14 protein-coding genes are annotated in these 18,059 nt (G+C 71.4%); 3 read left to right on the top strand and 11 right to left on the bottom strand.

Translation table 11 applies throughout. The features are described 5' to 3' along the window. Window positions 1-10 precede the first annotated feature (10 nt). The 3 genes from F8R89_RS34490 to F8R89_RS34480 all read right to left on the bottom strand — a co-directional run bounded on the left by F8R89_RS34490 (window position 11) and on the right by F8R89_RS34480 (window position 6,724). Window positions 11-4,282 (bottom strand): discoidin domain-containing protein, encoded by a 4,272-nt coding sequence (locus F8R89_RS34490; RefSeq protein ID WP_151787693.1) that lies wholly within the window; start codon window positions 4,280-4,282, stop codon window positions 11-13. Window positions 4,283-4,652: 370 nt separating this feature from the next. Then, on the bottom strand, window positions 4,653-5,237 hold the full coding sequence (locus F8R89_RS34485; RefSeq protein WP_151787692.1) for a TetR family transcriptional regulator: 585 nt from the start codon (window positions 5,235-5,237) through the stop codon (window positions 4,653-4,655). Further along, window positions 5,234-6,724, bottom strand: a complete 1,491-nt coding sequence (locus tag F8R89_RS34480) for an MFS transporter (protein WP_151787691.1) — start codon at window positions 6,722-6,724, stop codon at window positions 5,234-5,236. Before F8R89_RS34480 ends, F8R89_RS34485 begins: the two co-directional genes overlap by 4 nt. Window positions 6,725-6,971: 247 nt before the next feature. Between F8R89_RS34480 and F8R89_RS34475 the strand changes: the two genes are divergently transcribed. Together F8R89_RS34475 and F8R89_RS34470 are read left to right on the top strand one after the other, a co-directional pair. Continuing rightward, window positions 6,972-7,979: an NADP-dependent oxidoreductase gene (locus F8R89_RS34475; protein ID WP_151787690.1), complete on the top strand. Its 1,008-nt coding sequence runs from the start codon at window positions 6,972-6,974 to the stop codon at window positions 7,977-7,979. Window positions 7,980-8,004: 25 nt separating this feature from the next. Continuing rightward, window positions 8,005-9,057, top strand: coding sequence for a zinc-binding dehydrogenase (locus tag F8R89_RS34470; protein WP_151787689.1), 1,053 nt, complete (start codon window positions 8,005-8,007; stop codon window positions 9,055-9,057). A gap of 21 nt (window positions 9,058-9,078) precedes the next feature. On the opposite strand, the gene F8R89_RS34465 is transcribed toward F8R89_RS34470, so the two are convergent. The 7 genes from F8R89_RS34465 to F8R89_RS34435 all read right to left on the bottom strand — a co-directional run bounded on the left by F8R89_RS34465 (window position 9,079) and on the right by F8R89_RS34435 (window position 16,229). Next, complete coding sequence (locus F8R89_RS34465) at window positions 9,079-9,471, bottom strand: cupin domain-containing protein (protein WP_151787688.1); 393 nt, start codon at window positions 9,469-9,471, stop codon at window positions 9,079-9,081. Between the two features lie 56 nt (window positions 9,472-9,527). Continuing rightward, a complete protein-coding gene (locus F8R89_RS34460; protein ID WP_151787687.1) occupies window positions 9,528-10,937 on the bottom strand; it encodes a glucoamylase family protein in 1,410 nt (469 codons plus the stop codon). Between the two features lie 156 nt (window positions 10,938-11,093). After that, window positions 11,094-12,296, bottom strand: a complete 1,203-nt coding sequence (locus tag F8R89_RS34455; protein ID WP_151787686.1) for a glycoside hydrolase family 1 protein — start codon at window positions 12,294-12,296, stop codon at window positions 11,094-11,096. Between the two features lie 117 nt (window positions 12,297-12,413). Next, the gene (locus tag F8R89_RS34450) at window positions 12,414-13,283 is read right to left on the bottom strand and encodes a carbohydrate ABC transporter permease (RefSeq protein WP_151787685.1); all 870 of its coding nucleotides are present in this window, start codon (window positions 13,281-13,283) and stop codon (window positions 12,414-12,416) included. After that, entirely contained in the window at window positions 13,280-14,251 is a 972-nt protein-coding gene (locus F8R89_RS34445) for a carbohydrate ABC transporter permease (RefSeq protein ID WP_151787684.1), read from the bottom strand. The genes F8R89_RS34450 and F8R89_RS34445 overlap by 4 nt, the downstream gene beginning before the upstream one ends. Window positions 14,252-14,267: 16 nt before the next feature. Then, window positions 14,268-15,512 carry a sugar ABC transporter substrate-binding protein gene (locus F8R89_RS34440; RefSeq protein ID WP_151787683.1) on the bottom strand — a complete coding sequence of 415 codons (1,245 nt, stop codon included), beginning with the start codon at window positions 15,510-15,512 and terminating at the stop codon, window positions 14,268-14,270. Window positions 15,513-15,947: 435 nt separating this feature from the next. Continuing rightward, the gene (locus tag F8R89_RS34435) at window positions 15,948-16,229 is read right to left on the bottom strand and encodes a hypothetical protein (RefSeq protein WP_225994579.1); all 282 of its coding nucleotides are present in this window, start codon (window positions 16,227-16,229) and stop codon (window positions 15,948-15,950) included. 238 nt (window positions 16,230-16,467) lie between these two features. Here F8R89_RS34435 and F8R89_RS34430 point away from each other — a divergent pair, with 238 nt between their 5' ends. Next, entirely contained in the window at window positions 16,468-17,139 is a 672-nt protein-coding gene (locus tag F8R89_RS34430) for a hypothetical protein (protein WP_151787681.1), read from the top strand. Window positions 17,140-17,211: 72 nt separating this feature from the next. On the opposite strand, the gene F8R89_RS34425 is transcribed toward F8R89_RS34430, so the two are convergent. Next, window positions 17,212-17,895: a phosphotransferase gene (locus tag F8R89_RS34425; protein ID WP_151787680.1), complete on the bottom strand. Its 684-nt coding sequence runs from the start codon at window positions 17,893-17,895 to the stop codon at window positions 17,212-17,214. Window positions 17,896-18,059 lie beyond the last annotated feature (164 nt).

The following is an 18,059-nucleotide window of genomic DNA, read 5'->3' as shown; positions in this document are numbered from 1 at the left end:
TGTCACCGGGTCACTCGACGATGATCCTGAAGGTGCTGGTCGTGTTGCGGATGTCCTGCGCGTTGCCGTTCATCCGCAGATTGCGGAAGACGGCTTCGCCGACGGCCGGGCCCTGGCCGGGTTCCGGCATCTCGTTGGCCCAGATGCCGAAGCCTGACTTGGCGTCGAACGCGTCGCCGCTCTTCTTGGAGTCGGTGATGGAGATGTCGGTGAAGACGGTGTCCTTCACGGGGAACTGCGCTTGCCCGTTGGCGTAGTTGGTCTGGAACATCACGCCTCCGTAGGTGGAGTCGCTGATGTCGACGTCGTTGACCCGGATCCCCTGGAAGACCTTCGAGGCGGAGAACGCCCAGATGGCGGGGAAGACCTGCGAGCCCCAGAAGTGGCCGCCGGTGCGTTCCAGGGAGACGTTCTCGATCGTGGTGGGCTCGGTCCCGAAGCCGTTCATCGGATAGCCGAAGTCCAGCGAGGAGATCGTGATGCCGGAGTAGACGAGGGTGTCGGCGACGCGGATGTTGCGGAAGGTGTTGTCGTAGCCGCCGTAGACGGCGATGCCGGCCGCCCGCCACGTCAGGGTGGAGGTCAGGTTCTCGTAGAGGTTGTTCTTCTCGTCGGCGCCGCCCGCGTCGATGGCCGAGAAGAGGGCGAAGCTGTCGTCTCCGGTGGCGCGGGCGTCGTTGTTGACGACGTGGTTGTCCGTCGAGCCGTTCGTCATGTTGACGCCGTCGGCGAACAGGTCGCGGATACGGGAGTTCTTGATGGTCATGCGGTCGGTGTTGGCGCCCCAGTACAGGCACACCATGTGCTCGACCCAGATGTCGTCGATGGTGATGTCGGAGACGTTGGAGAAGTCGAACACCTTGCCCGGCCCGTCGATCCGGGACGTGTAGTTGCCGAAGTAGGCGAACCCGGCGAACGTGGAGCCCTTCGCGCTCGCCTCGGCCCGGAAGCCGACGTCGGTGTTCTCCTGCGAGGAGGGGGCGTGGAAGCGGGTGAACCACGGCCCGGCGCCGACGACCTGCACGGCCTTCCCGTACACCTGGAACTTGCTGGACGTCTCGTAGTCACCGGCGGGCAGGTAGACGCCGACGAGCTTGCCGGTGGTGTCCATGCGCACCTTGTCGAGGGCGTTCTGCACGTCCTGGTGGGAGAAGCCGGCCGGTTCCGTGTAGGAGGCCGGGTCGGGGTTGGGCTTCGCCGTCGCCTGTTCGGTGTTGACGAAGTCGATGGCGTACGTGGAGGAGTTGGCGGCGTCCTTCTGGAGCCGGATGCGGGAGCCGGCCGGCACGGTCTTCCCGAGCTGGACGTTCGCCTCGTCGTAGATGTGGCGCGGGGCGCCGGAGCCGGGCGAGTTGCCGGGCGCGGTCTCGTTGCCGTACAGCCAGGCGTACTTGGAGGTGAGGTCGATGGGCTTGAGGAACTGCCCGTCGACGTAGATGTTCAAGGTGGTGTTCGTGCCGTCCGGGATCGAGAAGCGGGTCACGAGGGTGTTGGTGGCGGCGCGGGTGGTCCACTCGACGTACTGCCCGGTGCCGGTGAGGGTGACGGCCTTGCGGCCGCTGGCCTCGCCCGCGATGTCACCGATGGTGCGGTTGGGTCCGACGACCTTGGCTCCGCCGCCGACGGTGCCGTCCTCGGCCTCGTACATGTCGTACGGCATGTCGGCGCCCCGGCCGACGAACAGCGGGTGCGTGGTGGTGTTGTTGGCGCGCTTGACGGGCAACTCGTTGGCGTCGTCGGCGATCACCGTCTTCACGGTGTACTTGCCGTTGGCGGCCTTCCAGGTGCCGAGACCGACGGGTGCGGTGGTCTGTCCGGCCGCGATGGCCCCGTTGTAGGAGCCGGTGAGCGTCTTGACGGTGGCGCCCTGGGCGTTCTGGACGGTCAGGGTGATGCCGTGGGCGCCGGACGCGGAGGCCACCGATCCCTGGTTCTTCAGGGCGACGGTGAACGTGACGTCGTCGCCGGCCGAGGCGCTGGTGGGTGTCCAGGCGACGGGCGCGGCGAGCAGGTCGGAGCTGGCGACGGGCTTGACGACGAGGGCGTCGGGACGGGTGTAGGTGTTGTTCGCCTCGTTCTGCTCGATGACCTTCTGTGACGGGTCCACTTCGGCGCCGACGGGGTAACTGCCCGCGTCACGGGTGCCGATGCCCGCGGTGACGGTCTTGGACTCGCCGGCCGCGAGGGCCGGGACGTCTGCCGTGGCCGCCTTGGTGCCGCCGAGGGTGAAGTCGAGGTCGGTGGCCTTGGACGCCTTGGCGCCGCTGTTGGTGACGGTCGCGGTGAGGCCGATGGTGTCCGACTCGACGGGCGCGGCGGGGGTGTGGGTGATGCCGGTGACCTTGAGGTCGGGGTTGGCGGCCGGGGTGCCGATGACCTGGAGTTCGGCGACCTGGGCGCCCGGCGCCCCGGAGTTGGCGGTGAACCGGAGCCGGATGTCGGCCGCGGAGCCGGTGACCGGGATGGTCACGCTGTTCCCGGTCGCCGGGTCGAACCGGTACTCCTTGGCGGCGGCCAGGGTCTCGAAGGTGGTCGCGTCCTGGTCGCGGCCGAGCACCTGGATGTTCTGGGTGCGGGTGGACCAGGCGGGGTCCGGGTTGAGCTTGACGACGACCCGGTCGAGGTCGGCGTTGGCGCCGAGCTTCGTGGTGAGGGTGGCCGGGTAGGCGCCGCTGCCGCTCTCCCAGTAGGTGCTGATCTGCCCGTCGTTGGCGTTGGCGGCGACATAGGTGAAGACGGACGAGGACGCCTCGACGGGCTTGCCCTGGGCGAGGTCGGAGCCGGCCGTGGTGCCGGGACGGGTGACGCTGTTGCTGGCGGCCGAGACGTTGCCCGCCGCGTCCTTCGCCTTCACGTGGTAGGTGACGGTCGCCCCGGCGGACGGGGTGTCGGTGTAGGTCGTCACGTCTCCCGCGACGGCCTTGAGGAGCTGTCCGTTGCCGTAGACGTCGTAGCCGGTGACCTTGACGTTGTCGCTGGACGCCTGCCAGGTCAGCTTCACGTCGGCGCCGGACTGCGTGTAGGCGAGGTTCGCGGGCGCGGTGGGCGGCTGGGTGTCGCCACCGGAACCCTTGCGGGTGACGCTGTTGCTGTTCGCTGAGACGTTGCCGGCGGCGTCCCTGGCGCGGACGAAGTAGGTGACGTCGGCGCCGGCGGGCTGGGTGTCGGTGTAGGTCAGGACGTTCCCGGCGACGCTCGCCCTCAACTGCCCGTCGGCGTACACGTCGTAGCCGGTGACGGCGGTGTCGTCGCTCGCGGCGTTCCAGGTGAGCCGTATCTGGCCGGTGGCGGGTTCGGTGTAGGCCAGGTTCGCGGGCGCGGTGGGCGCCTGGGTGTCGCCGGTGGCGGGCCCGTACACCTCCAGCTCGGACACCTGCCCCGCCGGCCAGCCGGTGTTGGCGGTGATGAGGACGCGGACGTACCGGGTCGTCGTCGCGTCGAAGGAGAGCGTGGCCGACTGGTCGTTGCCGCTGTCGAAGGTGTACGCCTTGGATGCGGTCAGGTCGGTGAAGTTCTGGTTGTCGGTGGAGCCCTGGAGCTTGAGGGCCTGGCTGCGGCTCGGCCAGCCGGCGGGCAGGCGCAGTTTCACCTCGTTGACCTTGACGGACGAGCCGAGGTCGACCTGGAGCCACTGCGGGAAGGCGTTGTTCCTGCTCTCCCAGTAGGTGGCCCGGTTGCCGTCACCGGCGTTCGCGGCACCGTAGACGTCCGCGTGCCCGCTCTCGGTGAACGTCTTGCCCTGGGCGAGGTTGGGGGTGGCGGCCGCGGTGGTCAGGACCTGCATCTCGGCGAGCTGGGCGGTGCCGGCGACGGAGTTGGCGCTGAAGTCCGCCCGGACGTACCGGGCGAGGGTGGCCGGGACGGTGATCCGTACGGTGTTGCCGTCGGCGGGGCTGAAGACGTACGGCGCCGACGGCTTGAGCGTGGCGAACGTCTTCCCGTCGGCGCTGCCCTGGAGGGCGAGCGTCTGCCTGCGGGTCTCCCAGTGCTCGGGCAGGCGCAGTACGACCTGCCGGACGCGCTTGCCGCGTCCGAGGTCGGTCTGGACCCACTGGGCGGACTTCTTCGCGGCCTGCCAGTAGGTGTCGGTGTCGCCGTCGGTGACGGCGGCCGCCGTGTGGGCGCGCAAGGCGCTGCCCGCCGTGGCCGGGGCGGTCGCGGCGGCGTCAGGACCGCCGGCCGCGTGGGCGCCCACGGCGGGCAGGCCCAGTACCGCGACGGCACACGCGAGCAGGGCGAGGGCCGTGCGCCGTTGCGGGGATCTCGGCTTGTGTCGAGTCATGCGGGGTCACTTCCTGGGGAGGCTCGCACGCCGGGGGCGGCGAGGGCGGCTCGTTCGGGGAGGACCGGCCCGATGGGGGCAGGATTTTGCATTGATTCATCGAAATATTGCAGAGGTGTGTGAGCTGGTCTACAGTCCCGACAGCACAAATTTCACCAGAACCGCTCAGCGGAGGGCTCCAGAGGCGCGGGGGCGCCGGAGACCGGTGGACGGCGGCCCTCAATCCGCCCATCGGCGGGGGCCGTTGGCGTACCTCGCCCTTCCCTGCGAGCACGCAGCCGCATGCCGTTCACTTACGCACCGTCGGCGCAAGTGAACGCAAAGACGCGCAACTTTTTGCGTGATGCTGTGGTGCGGGCCGCAGTCGCTTTCAGGGCGTGAGGTGGGCCTGCACGGCCGGTGCGTACCGGTCGACCAGCTCGTCGACGGCGGTCGCGCGCACTTGGGTGCCGCGCGCGATGCCGTACATCACGCCGAGGCCGAGGAGCGTGGCGACGGTCAGTTCGGCGCGCAGACCGGCGTCGGGGCCGTCGAGGCGCGCGGTGATGCGTTCGGTCACCTGGCGGCGGAAGTTGGCGCGCAGGATGTCGCCCTGCTCGCCGTGCAGCGGCGCGAAGACGATCCGCAGGAGGGGGTCGGCGCCCTGCTCGGTCTGGCTGACCAGCACATGCCGGACCATATGGGCGCCGAGGCGTTCCAGCGGCGCGGCCAGCAGGGCCTCGGCGTCGGCCTCGAAGGACATGACCTGGGCGAACAGGGTGTCCTTGTTGCCGAAGTACTTGAGGATCAGCGGCGGGCTGACGCCGGCGCGGTCGGCGACGGCCTTGAGGGTGATGTCGGCGTGCGCGTGCCGGGCCAGCAGGTACCGGGCGGCCCGGAGGATGGCCGCCTTGGTCGAGGCGGCGTCCCTGCGGGCCGGTGTGGGCGTGACGGGTGGAGTGCTCACGGCACTCATGCTCCCTCCAGCGCCTCGTCCCGCGCGCCCCGGGTGCCGCCCTCGGCCGCGGGCCGGACACCGTCCCCGCCGCCGGCCGGGTCGGCGGGGATGCACCAGGCGGCGACGGCGGCCACCACGGCGACGACGCCCGCCATGACGAACGCCAGCTGGTACCCGTGCAGGGTCGGCACCGGCACGCCGGCGACGGGACGAGTGTGGTGCACGAGGATCGCGGCCACGGCGGCGCTCGAACCCGCCTGGCCGACCGTGCGCATCAGGACGTTGACGCCGTTGGCGGAGGCCGTCTGCTCGGCGGGGACGGCCCGCAGGATGAGCGTGGGCAGCGCCGAGTACACGAGGGTGGTGCCGACGGCGACCACGGTGGCCCCGGTGATGATCATCCACAGGTCGCGGCTGTCGGCGAGGCGGACGACGTACCCGGCCGCGATGACCAGCGCGCCGAGCGCGAGCGTGACCCGGGGGCCGCGCGCGGCGGAGATCCGGGCGGAGACGGGTGACAGCAGCAGCATGACGATGCCGCCGGGCAGCAGGCACAGGCCGGTGGCGACGATGGACAGCCCCAGTCCGTACCCGGTGGCCTCGGGAGCCTGCACCAGCTGAGCCGTCACGAGGGTGTTGGCGTAGAACGCGAACCCGGCGAGCAGGGCCGCCACATGCGAAAGGCCGACCTTCGGCCGGGCCACCAGCCGCAGGTCCACGAGGGGTTCCCGGCAGCGCAGTTGCTGCGCGCACCACAGGCCGAGCACGACGACGGCCCCGGCGAACAGGCCGACGACCCGTGCGCTCCCCCAGCCCCACTGCCCGCCCTGCGAGACGCCGAGGAGCAGGCACACCAGGCCGACGGCGAGGCCCAGCGCGCCCGCGACATCGAAGCGGCCCGGCTGCCGGACCGGCGACTCCCGCACCGCCCACCGCACCAGCGTCACCCCGGCGGCGCCCAGGGCACTGGTCACCCAGAACATGGTGTGCCAGTTCGCGTACTGCACGATCAGCGCGGCCAGCGGCAGGCCGAGCGCGGCGCCGATGCCCACGGTGGAGCTCATGAGCGCGACGGCCGACCCGCGGCGCTCGGGCGGCAGTTCGTCGCGCAGGATGCTGATGGAGAGCGGGACGACCGCGGCGGCCGCGCCGGACAGGGTGCGGGCGGCGATCAGGACGGCGATGTCGGAGGACAGGGCGCACAGCACCGAGCCGAGCGTCATCAGGGTGAGGGCCGCCATGAGGACCCGCCGCTTGCCGTACATGTCGCCGGCCCGGCCGAGCACGGGGGTGAGGACCGCGCCGGACAGCAGGGTGGCCGTGACCATCCAGGAGACCGCGCCGGGCGAGGCGCCGGTCAGCGCGGGCAGATCGGGCAGCAGCGGGACGACGACCGTCTGCATGAGGGCCATGAGGATGCCGCCGTAGGCGAGCACCGGCACGGTGAGCCGGTTCTTGAGGCCGCTCCCGTGGAGCGGCTCGGTTATCGCGGCGGGCTGGTCCATCGGCACGTCACTCCAGCGGGGAGCGCCTGGTGAGGCGGCAGGTGAATGGCTATTCACCTTATCCGGTGAATGGCCATTCACCAAGGGCGGAGAGGCCGGCGGCCCGTTTCCCGCCGGGCGGGCCCCTTGCTCCGGGCCCCGGGCGCCCGTACGCTCACCGGCCATACCGACTGGACGGTAGGTCCCGGCGAGCGGGCCGCCGTCCCCCGGTGGACCGCTTCGCCGACCCTCCAGGGAGCCGCCGCTCATATCCGCAACCAATCACCAGGTACGTCTGGCCGCGCGACCCGTGGGCGAGCCCCGGCCCACCGACTGGGAGCACACGCGGGAGCCGGTCGGCGAGCCCGGCGACGGGGAGTTCCTGGTCCAGGTGCTGTATCTGTCGATCGACCCGGCGATGCGCGGCTGGATGAACGCGGGCCGGTCCTACATCCGCCCGGTGGAGATCGGCGAGGTCATGCGCGCGGGCGCGATCGGCCGCGTGATCGCCTCCCGCCACCCCGGGTTCGCGGTGGGCGACCACGTGTCGGGGTCGTTCGGCGTCCAGGAGTTCTGCGTGTCGGACGGGCGCGGGGTGACGGCGGTCGACCCGGAGGCGGCGCCGCTGCCGACGTACCTCGGCGCCCTCGGCATGTCGGGGCTGACCGCCTACTTCGGCCTGGTGGACATCGGGCGCCCCGAGCCGGGGCAGACGGTGGTCGTCTCCGGTGCGGCGGGCGCGGTCGGCAGCGTCGCCGGTCAGGTCGCCAAGGCGCTCGGCTGCCGGGTCGTCGGCATCGCGGGCGGCGAGGAGAAGTGCCGGCTGGTCGTGGACGAGTTCGGGTTCGACGCCGCGATCGACTACCGCGGTGAGGACATCCGCAAGGCGCTGCGCACCCACGCGCCGGACGGCGTCGACGTCTACTTCGACAATGTCGGCGGCGACGTCCTGGACGCCGTCCTGCCCCGGCTGGCGCGCGGCGCCCGGGTCATCGTGTGCGGGGCCGTCTCCCAGTACAACAGCACCGAGCCGAAGGGCCCGGCCAACTACCTCTCGCTGCTGGTGAACCGGGCCACCATGACGGGGATGGTGGTCTTCGACTACGCCGACCGGTACGGCGAGGGCGTCGCGCGGCTGGCGCGGTGGCGGGCCGAGGGGCGGCTCACGTCGCTGGAGGACGTGGCCACCGGCGGTGTGGCGGCCTTCCCCGACACCCTGATGCGCCTGTTCCGCGGTGAGAACCGCGGCAAGCTCGTCCTGAAGATCGCGGACTGAGCGGCCGGGCGGGAAGGGGAACGCGATGAAGGCGCTGAGCTTCCACGGTCGGCACGACATCCGCTACGGCGATGTCCCGGACCCGGCCGTCACCCATCCCACCGACGCGGTCGTCGAGGTGACCACGGCCGGGATCTGCGGCAGCGACCTGCACATCTACTCCGGGCAGCCGTTCAGCCCCGACCTCGGCTACACCCCCGGACACGAGTGCGTCGGCGTGGTCGCCGACACCGGGGGCGAGGTCACCGGCTTCCGGCCGGGCGACCGGGTGCTGGTGCCCGCCTCGGCCGGCTGCACCCGGTGCCGTACGTGCGCCGCCGGGTTCACGGCCCGCTGCGAGACCGCGAAGTCGAGCATGGAGCTCTGCTACGGCGTGAGCCCGCGACTCCCGGGCAGCCAGGCCCAGTTCCTGCGGGTCCCGCACGCCGACATCAACCTGGTGCGCCTGCCCGAGGGCATCTCCGACGAGGCGGCCGTCGTCCTCACCGACAACGCCCCGACCGCCTGGTACGGGTGCCGCCGGGCCCGTGTCCAGCCGGGCGAGAGCGTCCTGGTCGTGGGTCTGGGCCCGGTCGGGCTGATGGCCGCGCAGTCCGCCTTCGCGATGGGCGCGGCACGGGTGCTCGGCGCGGACCTCGTGCCCGAACGCCGCGCGTTCGCCGCCTCCTCCGGCGTCGAGCCGGTGGAGGGCGACGACCCGAAGGCCGCCGTCCGGGAGCTGACCGGCGGCCGGGGACCGGACGTCGTGGTGGAGGCCGTGGGCTCGGACGCCACCATCGAACTGGCCCTCAAGGCGGTACGGCCGGCGGGCCGGGTCAGTGTGATCGGGGTCAGCCACAGCAAGGCGTTCCCGTTCCACATGGGGCTCGCGCAGATCAAGGAGCTCGAGTTCCACATCGGGCTCTGCTCGATCCACTACGAGCTGCCGCCCCTGATCGCCCTCGCCCGAAGCGGCCGCCTCACCCCCGAGGCCGTGGTCTCCCACCGCTTCCCCCTCTCGGAGGGCCCGGCGGCCTACGCCCTGTTCGCCGGCCGCGCGGACGGGGTCCGCAAGATCCTCCTGGACCCCACGGCCTGACCTGCGCCGGGGACCACCGGATCAGGTCGCGCGGGAGCGGATCGTCATGCCGGGCCGGCGGCGGTGGACCGTGACGTACGACAGGCCCCGCTCCCCCGCGGCCAGGGCGCGGCGGCTGCCGCGGGGCAGCCACAGCAGGGCGCCGGCGGTCAGGGGTGTGTCGCCGTCCGGGCCGGTGACGGTTCCGTCGCCGGTGACGACGAGGAGCAGGACGTCCAGGTCGGGTTCGACGTGGGTGTCGACCCGTCCGCCCGGCGGCAGATGGACGACGTTGGCGTCCAGTTGCCGCCCCGGCTCGGTGAGCTTCCACAGGACCCCGGCCGACGCGGGCGCGTCGGTGAGGGCCGTGACGTCGCAGAGGAGCCGCGCGAGCGGCTCCTCCTCCGGGCCGGTCGCTCCAGCAGGGTCGCCCACGAGCCGTTCCTTCCGATCAGGTGCTGGGGGCGATCATACGGAAGCGGCGCGACCGCTCAGATCGAGAACCGCTCCTTGCGCAGCAGGGGCCGCACCCGGCTCGCGAACCCGCCGGTGCGGAACGGGGCCTGGAGCAGGCCGGGGCGCAGCCGCTGGGCCAGCGCGGCGATGACCATGCCCTGGTCGAGCGCGAGGACGAAGTCGCTGACGCGTCCGGTGGTGACGTCGACCGAGTCCCGGAAGCCGTAGCGGTCGTCATAGGCGCCGAAGGCCCGGTCCAGGCCCTTGAGGTTGGCGACCGCCTGGGTGGGCGCCTGTTCGAGGGCGAGGAAGGCGGCGTGCGGGGTGACGACGCCGAGCGAGTGGTAGCCGTCCTCCTGCATGCCGATCGCGTCGACGCCGTACTCGCGGTAGCCGCCCTCGGGGACGGAGGCCGGGGAGAAACCCCAGTAGCCGTAGCCCTGTTCGGCCAGGCCGTGCTCGATCTGGGCGCGGACGTACCGCTGGTGGGTCAGGCCCCAGGAGCGCGGCGACCACGCGGACTCGGGCACGAAGAGGGGGACCATCAGCGCCTCGAACATCGAGCCGCCCCAGGTGGGGACGACGTCGAGGCGCCGGTAGGTGTAGTGCCCCTCCCACACCCGCACGCCGTCGATGTCGGTGTAGGCACCGCTCGGCTCCTGCTCCTGGCCGGCTCCGGGTAGCAGGGTGCGGAAGAGGTGCCAGTAGTGGTCGGGCGGCAGCGAGCCGTCCGCGATGCCGAGGTAACTGGCCATGCGGGGCTCGGTGTTGAGCGCCCCGTAGTGGTGGCCGGTGGGCTCGCCCCTGCCGGGCTTGTCCGGCCAGTAGCCGCCGCGCAGCTGGCCCGGTCCGGCGACGGGGTCCGCCGCGTCGTACGGGGTGTAGAAGTACGACCAGTCCGCGTCGGCGAGGAGCGCGCCGACGCGGGTGCGCAGGGCGGGGTCGGCGTGGGCGGCGATGCGCAGTCCGGTGACCAGCCACGCGTTGTCGACGGTGGACAGGAAGGGCCGGACCGGGTCGCCGGTCTCCGGCCAGGCGGTCAGCAGGGAGCCGTCGTGGGCGTCGTACCAGTTGAACCAGAACCCGTGGGCGCGTTCGAGCCGTTCGACGGCGCTCAGGGCGCGGTCCAGACGGCGGTGCATGGTCGGCTCGGAGATGAGGCCGAGTCCGGCGGCGGCGACCGTGGTCCACAGTCCGCAGCCGATGTTGGTCGGCGAGGTCTGCGCGGAGGGGACGGGGGTGCCGGTGCCGCTGACGTCGATCTTGTCGGTGGCCAGGCCGAGTTCGGTCGTCATGGCCTCCATCGAGCGGTAGGTCGCGGCGAACCACTGCTTCAGCAGACGGTCGTCCGGGGCGGCGGGCGCGGCGTGGGCGGTGAGCGGGGTGGCGCAGGTGAGGGCCGCGGCGGTGCCGGCGGCGGAGGTGATGAAGCGGCGGCGGTTCATCGGTCTGGCTCCCTGGGGTGAGGGGACGGACGGTGCGGTGCCGGGGGTGCGGAGCTGAGGCGGGGGCCGGCCGGTGTCAGGGGCCGGCCGGCCCGCGCCTGTTCGGGGGGGCGGCCGTGGGGCGGACGGGGGGGCGCCCCACGGCCGTACGGCGGTTCAGTCGTCGATGCGGGGCAGCACGCGGTCGCGGCCGAGGCCGCCCAGCCAGGCGGCCGACGGCTTGGCCGTGCGGGCGAAGGTGACGGGGTCCACGGCGATGAGCCCGAAGGTGGGCCGGTAGGAGCCCCACTCGTAGTTGTCGAGGGCGCTCCAGGCGAGGTAGCCGCGGACGTCGATGCCGTCGTCGAGGCAGGCGGCGACCGCGTCGAGGGCGCCGGTGTAGTAGTCGACCCGGCGGCTGTCGTCGGCGGTGGCGATGCCGTTCTCGGTGACGATCAGCGGCGTGTCGTCGCCCAGCACGGCGGCGGTGTGCCGCAGCGCGTGGCCGACGGCCGTCGGGTAGTACTCCCACTGTGTGAGGGTGCGTTCGGCGTCCTCGGGCGCGGGGATCGGGCCGTCGGCGCCGATCTTGGTGCGGGTGTAGGACTGGACGCCGATCCAGTCGTCGCCGCGGGCCGCCTCGATGAAGACGTCCTCGCGCGGGTGACGGTAGTCGGCGGTGACCTGCTCGGCGCCGGGGAGAGCCTGGTACACCTGGTTCGCGATGGTCCAGCCGACCTTGACGTCGGGGTGCCGGTCGCGCAGCGTCTTCACGGCCGCGTGATGCGCGGCGATGATCGCCTGCGTGGTCTCCTCGTCGGGCGTGGGCAGCCCTGCGGGCGGGAAGCCCTGGTCGCCGGCCTTCTTGGCGCCGGCCATCACGGCGATCATGTTGGGTTCGTTGATGGTGCAGACGTACGGCACGCCGTCGGCGATGATCGGCGCGCAGTGCTCGACGTAGCGGGCGAAGAGGTCGGCGGCGCCGTCCGCGGTCCAGCCGCCGCGGTCCTCGAACCACTGCGGGACGGTGAAGTGGTGCAGGGTCACCATGGGGCGCAGGCCCCGGGCGATCGCGCCCTCGACCATCCGGCGGTAGTGGGCGATCTCGGCCCGGGAGAAGGTGCCGGGGACCGGCTCGATACGGGACCACTCGACGCCGAAGCGGTAGTCGGTGAAGCCCAGCTCGGCGAGGAGGTCCATGTCCTCGTCCCAGCGGTGGTAGCTGTCGCAGGCGTCGAGGCTGGGCTCCTCGATGCCGGCGGCGGGGTCGTGCTCCTTGCGCCACCAGTCGCTGTTGACGTTGTTCCCCTCGATCTGGTGTCCGGCGGTGGAGGCACCCCACAGGAAGCCGTCGGGGAAGGGGGTGGTGCGGTGCGTCATCGTCTGTGACTGTCTTTCCGTGGGTGGGGGTCGGGGGTGCGGGGTCGTCCGGGCATGACGGCCCGGCCCGGTGGCGCGCGGGGCGACGTCCGGGGAGGCCGGGAGACGGGGCTGGGCCTACTTGAGGCCGGCCGTGGCCACGCCCTGAGTGAAGTGCCGTTGCAGGACGGCGAAGACGAACAGGACCGGGAGGACCACGAGCAGGGAGCCGGCCATCAGCATGCCGTTGCCGCCGGCGACGGTCCGGTTGGGATCGTTGGCGAAGGTCGCCAGCGCCACCGGCAGCGTGTACTTGTCGGGGTCGTTGGTGGCGATCAGGGGCCAGATGAAGTTGTTCCAGGACCCGAGGAAGGTGAAGATCGTCAGCGTGGCGAGGGCGGGCTTGACCAGCGGCATCACGATCCGCCAGAAGATGTACCACTCCCCCGCGCCGTCGAGCCGGGCCGCCTCGAGCAGTTCGTCGGGGACCTGGAGCATGAACTGCCGCATCAGGAACACCCCGAAGGCGCCGGCCGCGAACGGCAGCACCAGGCCCGCGTAGCTGTCGATCAGGCCCATGCCGTTCATCAGGACGTACAGCGGCAGGATCATGAGGTTGCCGGGGACCATGAGGGCGGCCAGGACCAGGCCGAAGACCTTGGAGCGGCCGGTGAAGTCGAGCTTGGCCAGCGCGTAGCCGAGCATCGAGCAGAACACCAGGTTGCTCACCGTCACCAGGACGGCGACGATCAGCGAGTTCAGGAAGTACCGCGGCATGTCGAGCTGGTCGAGCAGGGCGGTGAAGTTGTCCAGCGTCCAGTGGCTGGGGATCCACACGGGCGGGCTCGCCGTGAGGTCCTTCCGGGTCTTGAACGCGGACAGCGCCATCCACAGGAACGGGGCGGCCATCACCAGCAGTCCCAGCGAGGCGACGGCGTACAGCAGTGGCTTGCGGGCGCGTCCGGCGCGGTGCGGGCGGGGTGCCTTGACGGCTGTCTCGGCGGTCATCGGGTGTTGTCCTTCAGCAGACGGAGCTGGAGCAACGTGATGCCCATGATCACGACGAACAGGACGTACGCCATGGCGCTGGCATAGCCCATGTGGAAGAAGTTGAAGCCCTCGCGGTACATGTCGAGCGACACCGTCAGCGTCGAGTCGGACGGGCCGCCCTGCGTCATCACGAACGGTTCCTCGAACACATTGAGGTAGCCGATGGAGGTGATGACGGTGGCGTAGAGCAGGGTGGGCCGCAGCAGCGGGACGGTGACGCGGCGCAGTTCCTGCCAGGCGCCCGCCCCGTCCAGCCGGGCCGCCTCGCGGACCTCCGTGGGGATCGCCTGCAGGCCGGCGATGCACAGCACCATCACGGTGCCGAGGTTGCGCCACACCGCCATGGCGATGAGCGACGGCATGGCCCAGGTCTCGGAGCCGAGGAAATCCGGCGCGTTCACGCCGAGTTCGGTGGCGAGGGAGGCGACCAGCCCGTCGGACGGGTCGAGGACGAACCGCCAGACGATGGCCACGGCCACGATCGTCGTGACGACGGGCGCGTAGAAGCCGATCCGGAAGAACGTCCGGGCCCGGTCGATGCCGTTGTTCAGCAGGATCGCCGCGAGCAGCCCGAGGACGATGGTGGCGGGTACGCCGACGACGACGAAGTAGGCCGTGTTGAACAGGGCCTTGAGGAACGTGTCGTCCTGGAAGAGCCGGGTGTAGTTGTCCAGGCCGACGAACTCGGCGTCCAGCGGGCGGGTGACGTGGCGGGCCCCGAAGTCGGTGAAGCTCATCAGGAGCGTCGCGACGATCGGGAAGAGCATGAACAGCCCGAACAGCACCAGGAAGGGCGTGGAGAACAGCCACCCGGTCAGGTTGTGCCTGCTCAGGGACCGGCGCCCGCGCGGAGCGGGGGTATGGCCGGGCCCGGGACTCTTGTCGACGGCCGCGTGGGGGGCGGCCGGTCCTGTCGTGAGGGACATGGCGGGGGCTGCTCTCTTACTTCACGAGGCCTTCGATCTGGGACTGGGCCTTGTCCAGGGCGGCCTTGGCGCCCGACTTGCCCTGGGTGACGGACTCGATCGCGGCGTCGACCTTGGAGGTGATCTCGGTCAGGCGGGGCTCGGACGGCGGGGTCTTGGCGGTGTCCATCTGCCGGCGCCAGATCTGGAGGTCCGCGTCCTTCGCGAGGTCGCCGGACTTCCAGGCGCCCTTGTGGGCGGGGAGGTCGTTGGTGCGCGCGAACCAGTCGGCCTGGCCCTTGGCGTCGGCGAGGAAGGAGATGAACTCGGTCGCCGCGGCCTTGTGCTCGCTGTCTGCGGACACGGCGAGGCTGGAGCCGCCGGCCATGGACACGGACGCCTTGTCGGCCGGGACCGGGGCGATGGCCCACTTGCCCTTGAGGTCGGGGTAGTTCTCGTCGAGGAGACCGGTCATCCAGGGGCCGCCGAGGAACATCGGCACGGCGCCGGTGTTGAAGTCCTTCGTCACGTCGTAGCCGGGCTGGACGGACGTGTCGCTGAGGTTCTTCCGGAAGAACCCGCCGTAGTTCTCCAGCGCCTTGACGGCGGAGGGCGAGTTGACGACCGGCTTGCCGTCGTCGTCCAGGACGGCACCGCCGGCCGAGTACAGGAACGGGTAGAAGCTCTGCACGGTGTCCAGGCCGCGGGGCTGGATCGACAGGCCCCACTTGGTACCGGCCTTCTCCTGGTACGCCTGCGCGGCGCTCCGCAGCTCGTTCATCGTGGCCGGGGCCTTGTCGATGCCGGCCTTCTCGGCGAGGTCGGTGCGGTAGAACAGCACGCGGGTGTCCACGTACCAGGGCACGCCGTAGGCGGTTCCGTCGTACGAGCCCTGCTGCCAGGCGGCGGGGAAGAAGTCCGCCTCCTTGAAGGTCTTGGTGTCGACCGGCTCCAGGACCCCCATGTCGGCGAACTCGCCCAGGTAGGTCCCGCCCATCTGCACCACGTCCGGCAGCTTCCCGGCGGCGGCCGCGGCGACCAGCTTCTGGTGGGCGACGTCCCAGCCGATCGGTGTGACCTTGACGGTGACGTTGGAGTGCGTCTTCTCGTACTCCTCGGCCACGTCGCCGAGCTTCTCGCCCTCCGTGCCCATGGCCCAGACGGTCAGGGTCTGCTCGGCGTCGGCGGCCACGCCCGCGCCACCCGAGCCGCCACAGGCGGTGAGGGTGAGCGCTGACGCGAGGGCGAGGGCCAGCGACCCGGTGGCGGCGGCGCGGTTCATGGAGGGCTCCTCCTTGAGCTCTGATGGATGTATGCGCTGTCTGTAAGCGCATACATCACTCTGTTGCAGCGCTTTGGGGCCTGACAAGAGGGGTTGTGGTCACACTCCGGTAACGAGCGCGAAACCCACGGGGCGGCCCGCACGGCACCGGCTCTCCTCGCGCGTTCGCGGCCGGCCCCGCCCCAGCAACGTAGGTCGGATCATTGCATAGGGAAAGGATGTGTGATTCATACCGCCGACGGGGGTGGGGGCGGCGGCAGGGGGCACGGGAGTGCTGGGCGTGCTGCCGACTGTGCCGTTCACCTGCGGATGAGCGGTCGAAGCGACGCACGTCGCGAAGGGCACCTGGGATGGAGGCGGCCCGCGGGGGTCGAGGAGGCCGAGGCGTCTTTGCTCCCGCCACCCGGCGAGCGACGGGGAGACTCTACGGATGCCTCAGCCGGCGTAGTACTCGTCACAGGAGGCGGAGAACTCCTCCACGGAGAAGTCCTCGAACGCCCCAGCCGCCTCGAGCTCGCGCAGCCGGTCCAGCGCCGCCGAGGCAGCGGGCGCCCGGTGGGCCGACAAGTGGGCCTTCGTGGCGTCGAGCCCGTGCCCGAGCAGCAGCTCGGCGTCGATCGAGCACGCCGCGTCGAAGCTGGATCGCTTCGCGTCCCAGATGAGGAGCACGTCGTCGAGGCCGCCGCTGTTGAACAGCTGGACGCAGCAGAGCCTCATCAGGATGGTGTCTCCCTCGCCGTGAGAGCGTCGCTCACGCGCCGCGTGCTCTCCGAGGAGCGCACGGACCTCGTCGAGGTCCGCACCGACGGGACGGAGCCCGTAGCGGCGCAAGCACGCCTCTTCATCCACACCGGCCCCCGGAGATCATCGCCGACAGCCGCATTCATAGGCTGGGCGGGCGATCGAACGCAAGCCGGGCAAGCCGAGCAGGACAAGCGGCACGAGGGGGACACAGGTGGTACTGCCTGCCTACGAGGTCGAGATCGGAACAGAACCGCTGGACCGTCCGGCGCGGAACTCGGTGGGCGGCTGGCCCCACCTCGATCCCGGCCAGGACTGGCCCGAGTGCTTCTGCGGTGAGCGGCTGGCCCTGTTCTTCCAGGTCGACATCCCCTCGGACGTGGAGCCCTTCGGCGGCGACCACCTCCTCGTCTTCCACTGCCGCGCGCACAACGACCCGTCCACCCCGCAGCTCGCCGACGGCCGGCTCGTGGCGCGGTACTGGGACGCTCCGCAGCCGCCGCACCCGGCGCCGTTCTGGCGGGTCCTGATCCAGAGCCGGGAGGCGCGGCCGGCATCGGAGGCCGAGCCGTCCGTGCGCGGGCTTCCGCTGACGCTGCGGCCCTTCACCGACACCCCGGAGAAGGCCGCCCAGACCTTCAAGGTGGGCGGCACCCCGTCCTGGGCGCAGGACCCCGAGCTCTACTCCTGCGCGTGCGGCGAGGACCTGGTGTACGTGTGCCAGGTTCCGGAGGACATGGAGTTCGCCGTCCACGCCGGCCGGCCGGAACAGCCCGACAGCGTCCGTGCCGACGCCTATGTGCTGTTCCTGGGCAACGAGGTCTACCTGCTGGCGTGCCCGGCCCGCTGCGATCCGGCGGCCGTCTGGCCGGTCAACCAGAACTGACCCATCGCTGCGCCCCTACTGGAGGACGGCGTCACTAGCGGAGGACGCCGTCATTACCGGAGGACGCCGTGACTACTGGAGGACGCCGTCACCGGCGTCGGCTCCTGCCGCCAGGATCAGGGCGACCGCCTCGTCGAGGGCGGCGGTCTCCTCCTGTGTGAGCGTCGGGTTCGCGGCCCGCCGGGCCCTGGCCTCGGGCAGCAGCATGCCGTCGGTGCCGCCGAGTCGACGCACCAAGGCGGGGAGGACACTCCGCGCGACCTCGGCGGCGGCCGGCATGGTGAGCGCCGCCTGCGCGAGGATCAGCGCGGCCATGGCGGTGTCCAGGCCGGGCGGGCCCTCCTGGGCCGTGGCCCAGTCGATCACCACGGGGCCGTCGGGGGTGAGGAAGACGTTCTCCGGATGCAGGTCGAGGTGGATGATGCGGTGGGCGGGTTCGGCCCCGACCCGGGGTGGGACGGCGTGCAGGCGCAGCAGCAGATCAGCCAGCATCTCGCCCGCCTCGTCGCCGCTGAGCGTGCCCGCGACCAGCGCCTCCCGCATCGTCGGCCCCGACAGCCGCTGCATCACCAACTCCCCGGGCTCCGCGCCCGGCCACACCGCCGGCACCGGATACCCGTGCTCGGCCAGGTACGCCATGACGGCCGCCTCACCGGTGGCGTCCGCACCGTCGCGGTAACGCCGCACGACCCGGCCCCCGTCGAGGGCGAACACATCCGCCGTCCGCCCCGCCCCGATCAACTCCCCTGTCTCCACCCGGCAGAAGCTACACCGTGCACCACCGAAGTCGCATCGAGTCCTGCATCGCGCTGGCCGGCTGCCGTCGCCCAGGCGCTCCGGGTCCATCGGCACCGGCTGCTGGACTGTACCGATGCCGGCCCTCCGGACTCACCACGGCCACCGGCGTCGGAGACGATCCG

Origin of the sequence: Streptomyces sp. SS1-1 (genome assembly GCF_008973465.1) — a bacterium.
GTDB lineage: Bacteria > Actinomycetota > Actinomycetes > Streptomycetales > Streptomycetaceae > Streptomyces.
Note: the sequence above shows the minus strand (reverse complement) of the source record. Positions and strands in the feature narration are given on the sequence as shown.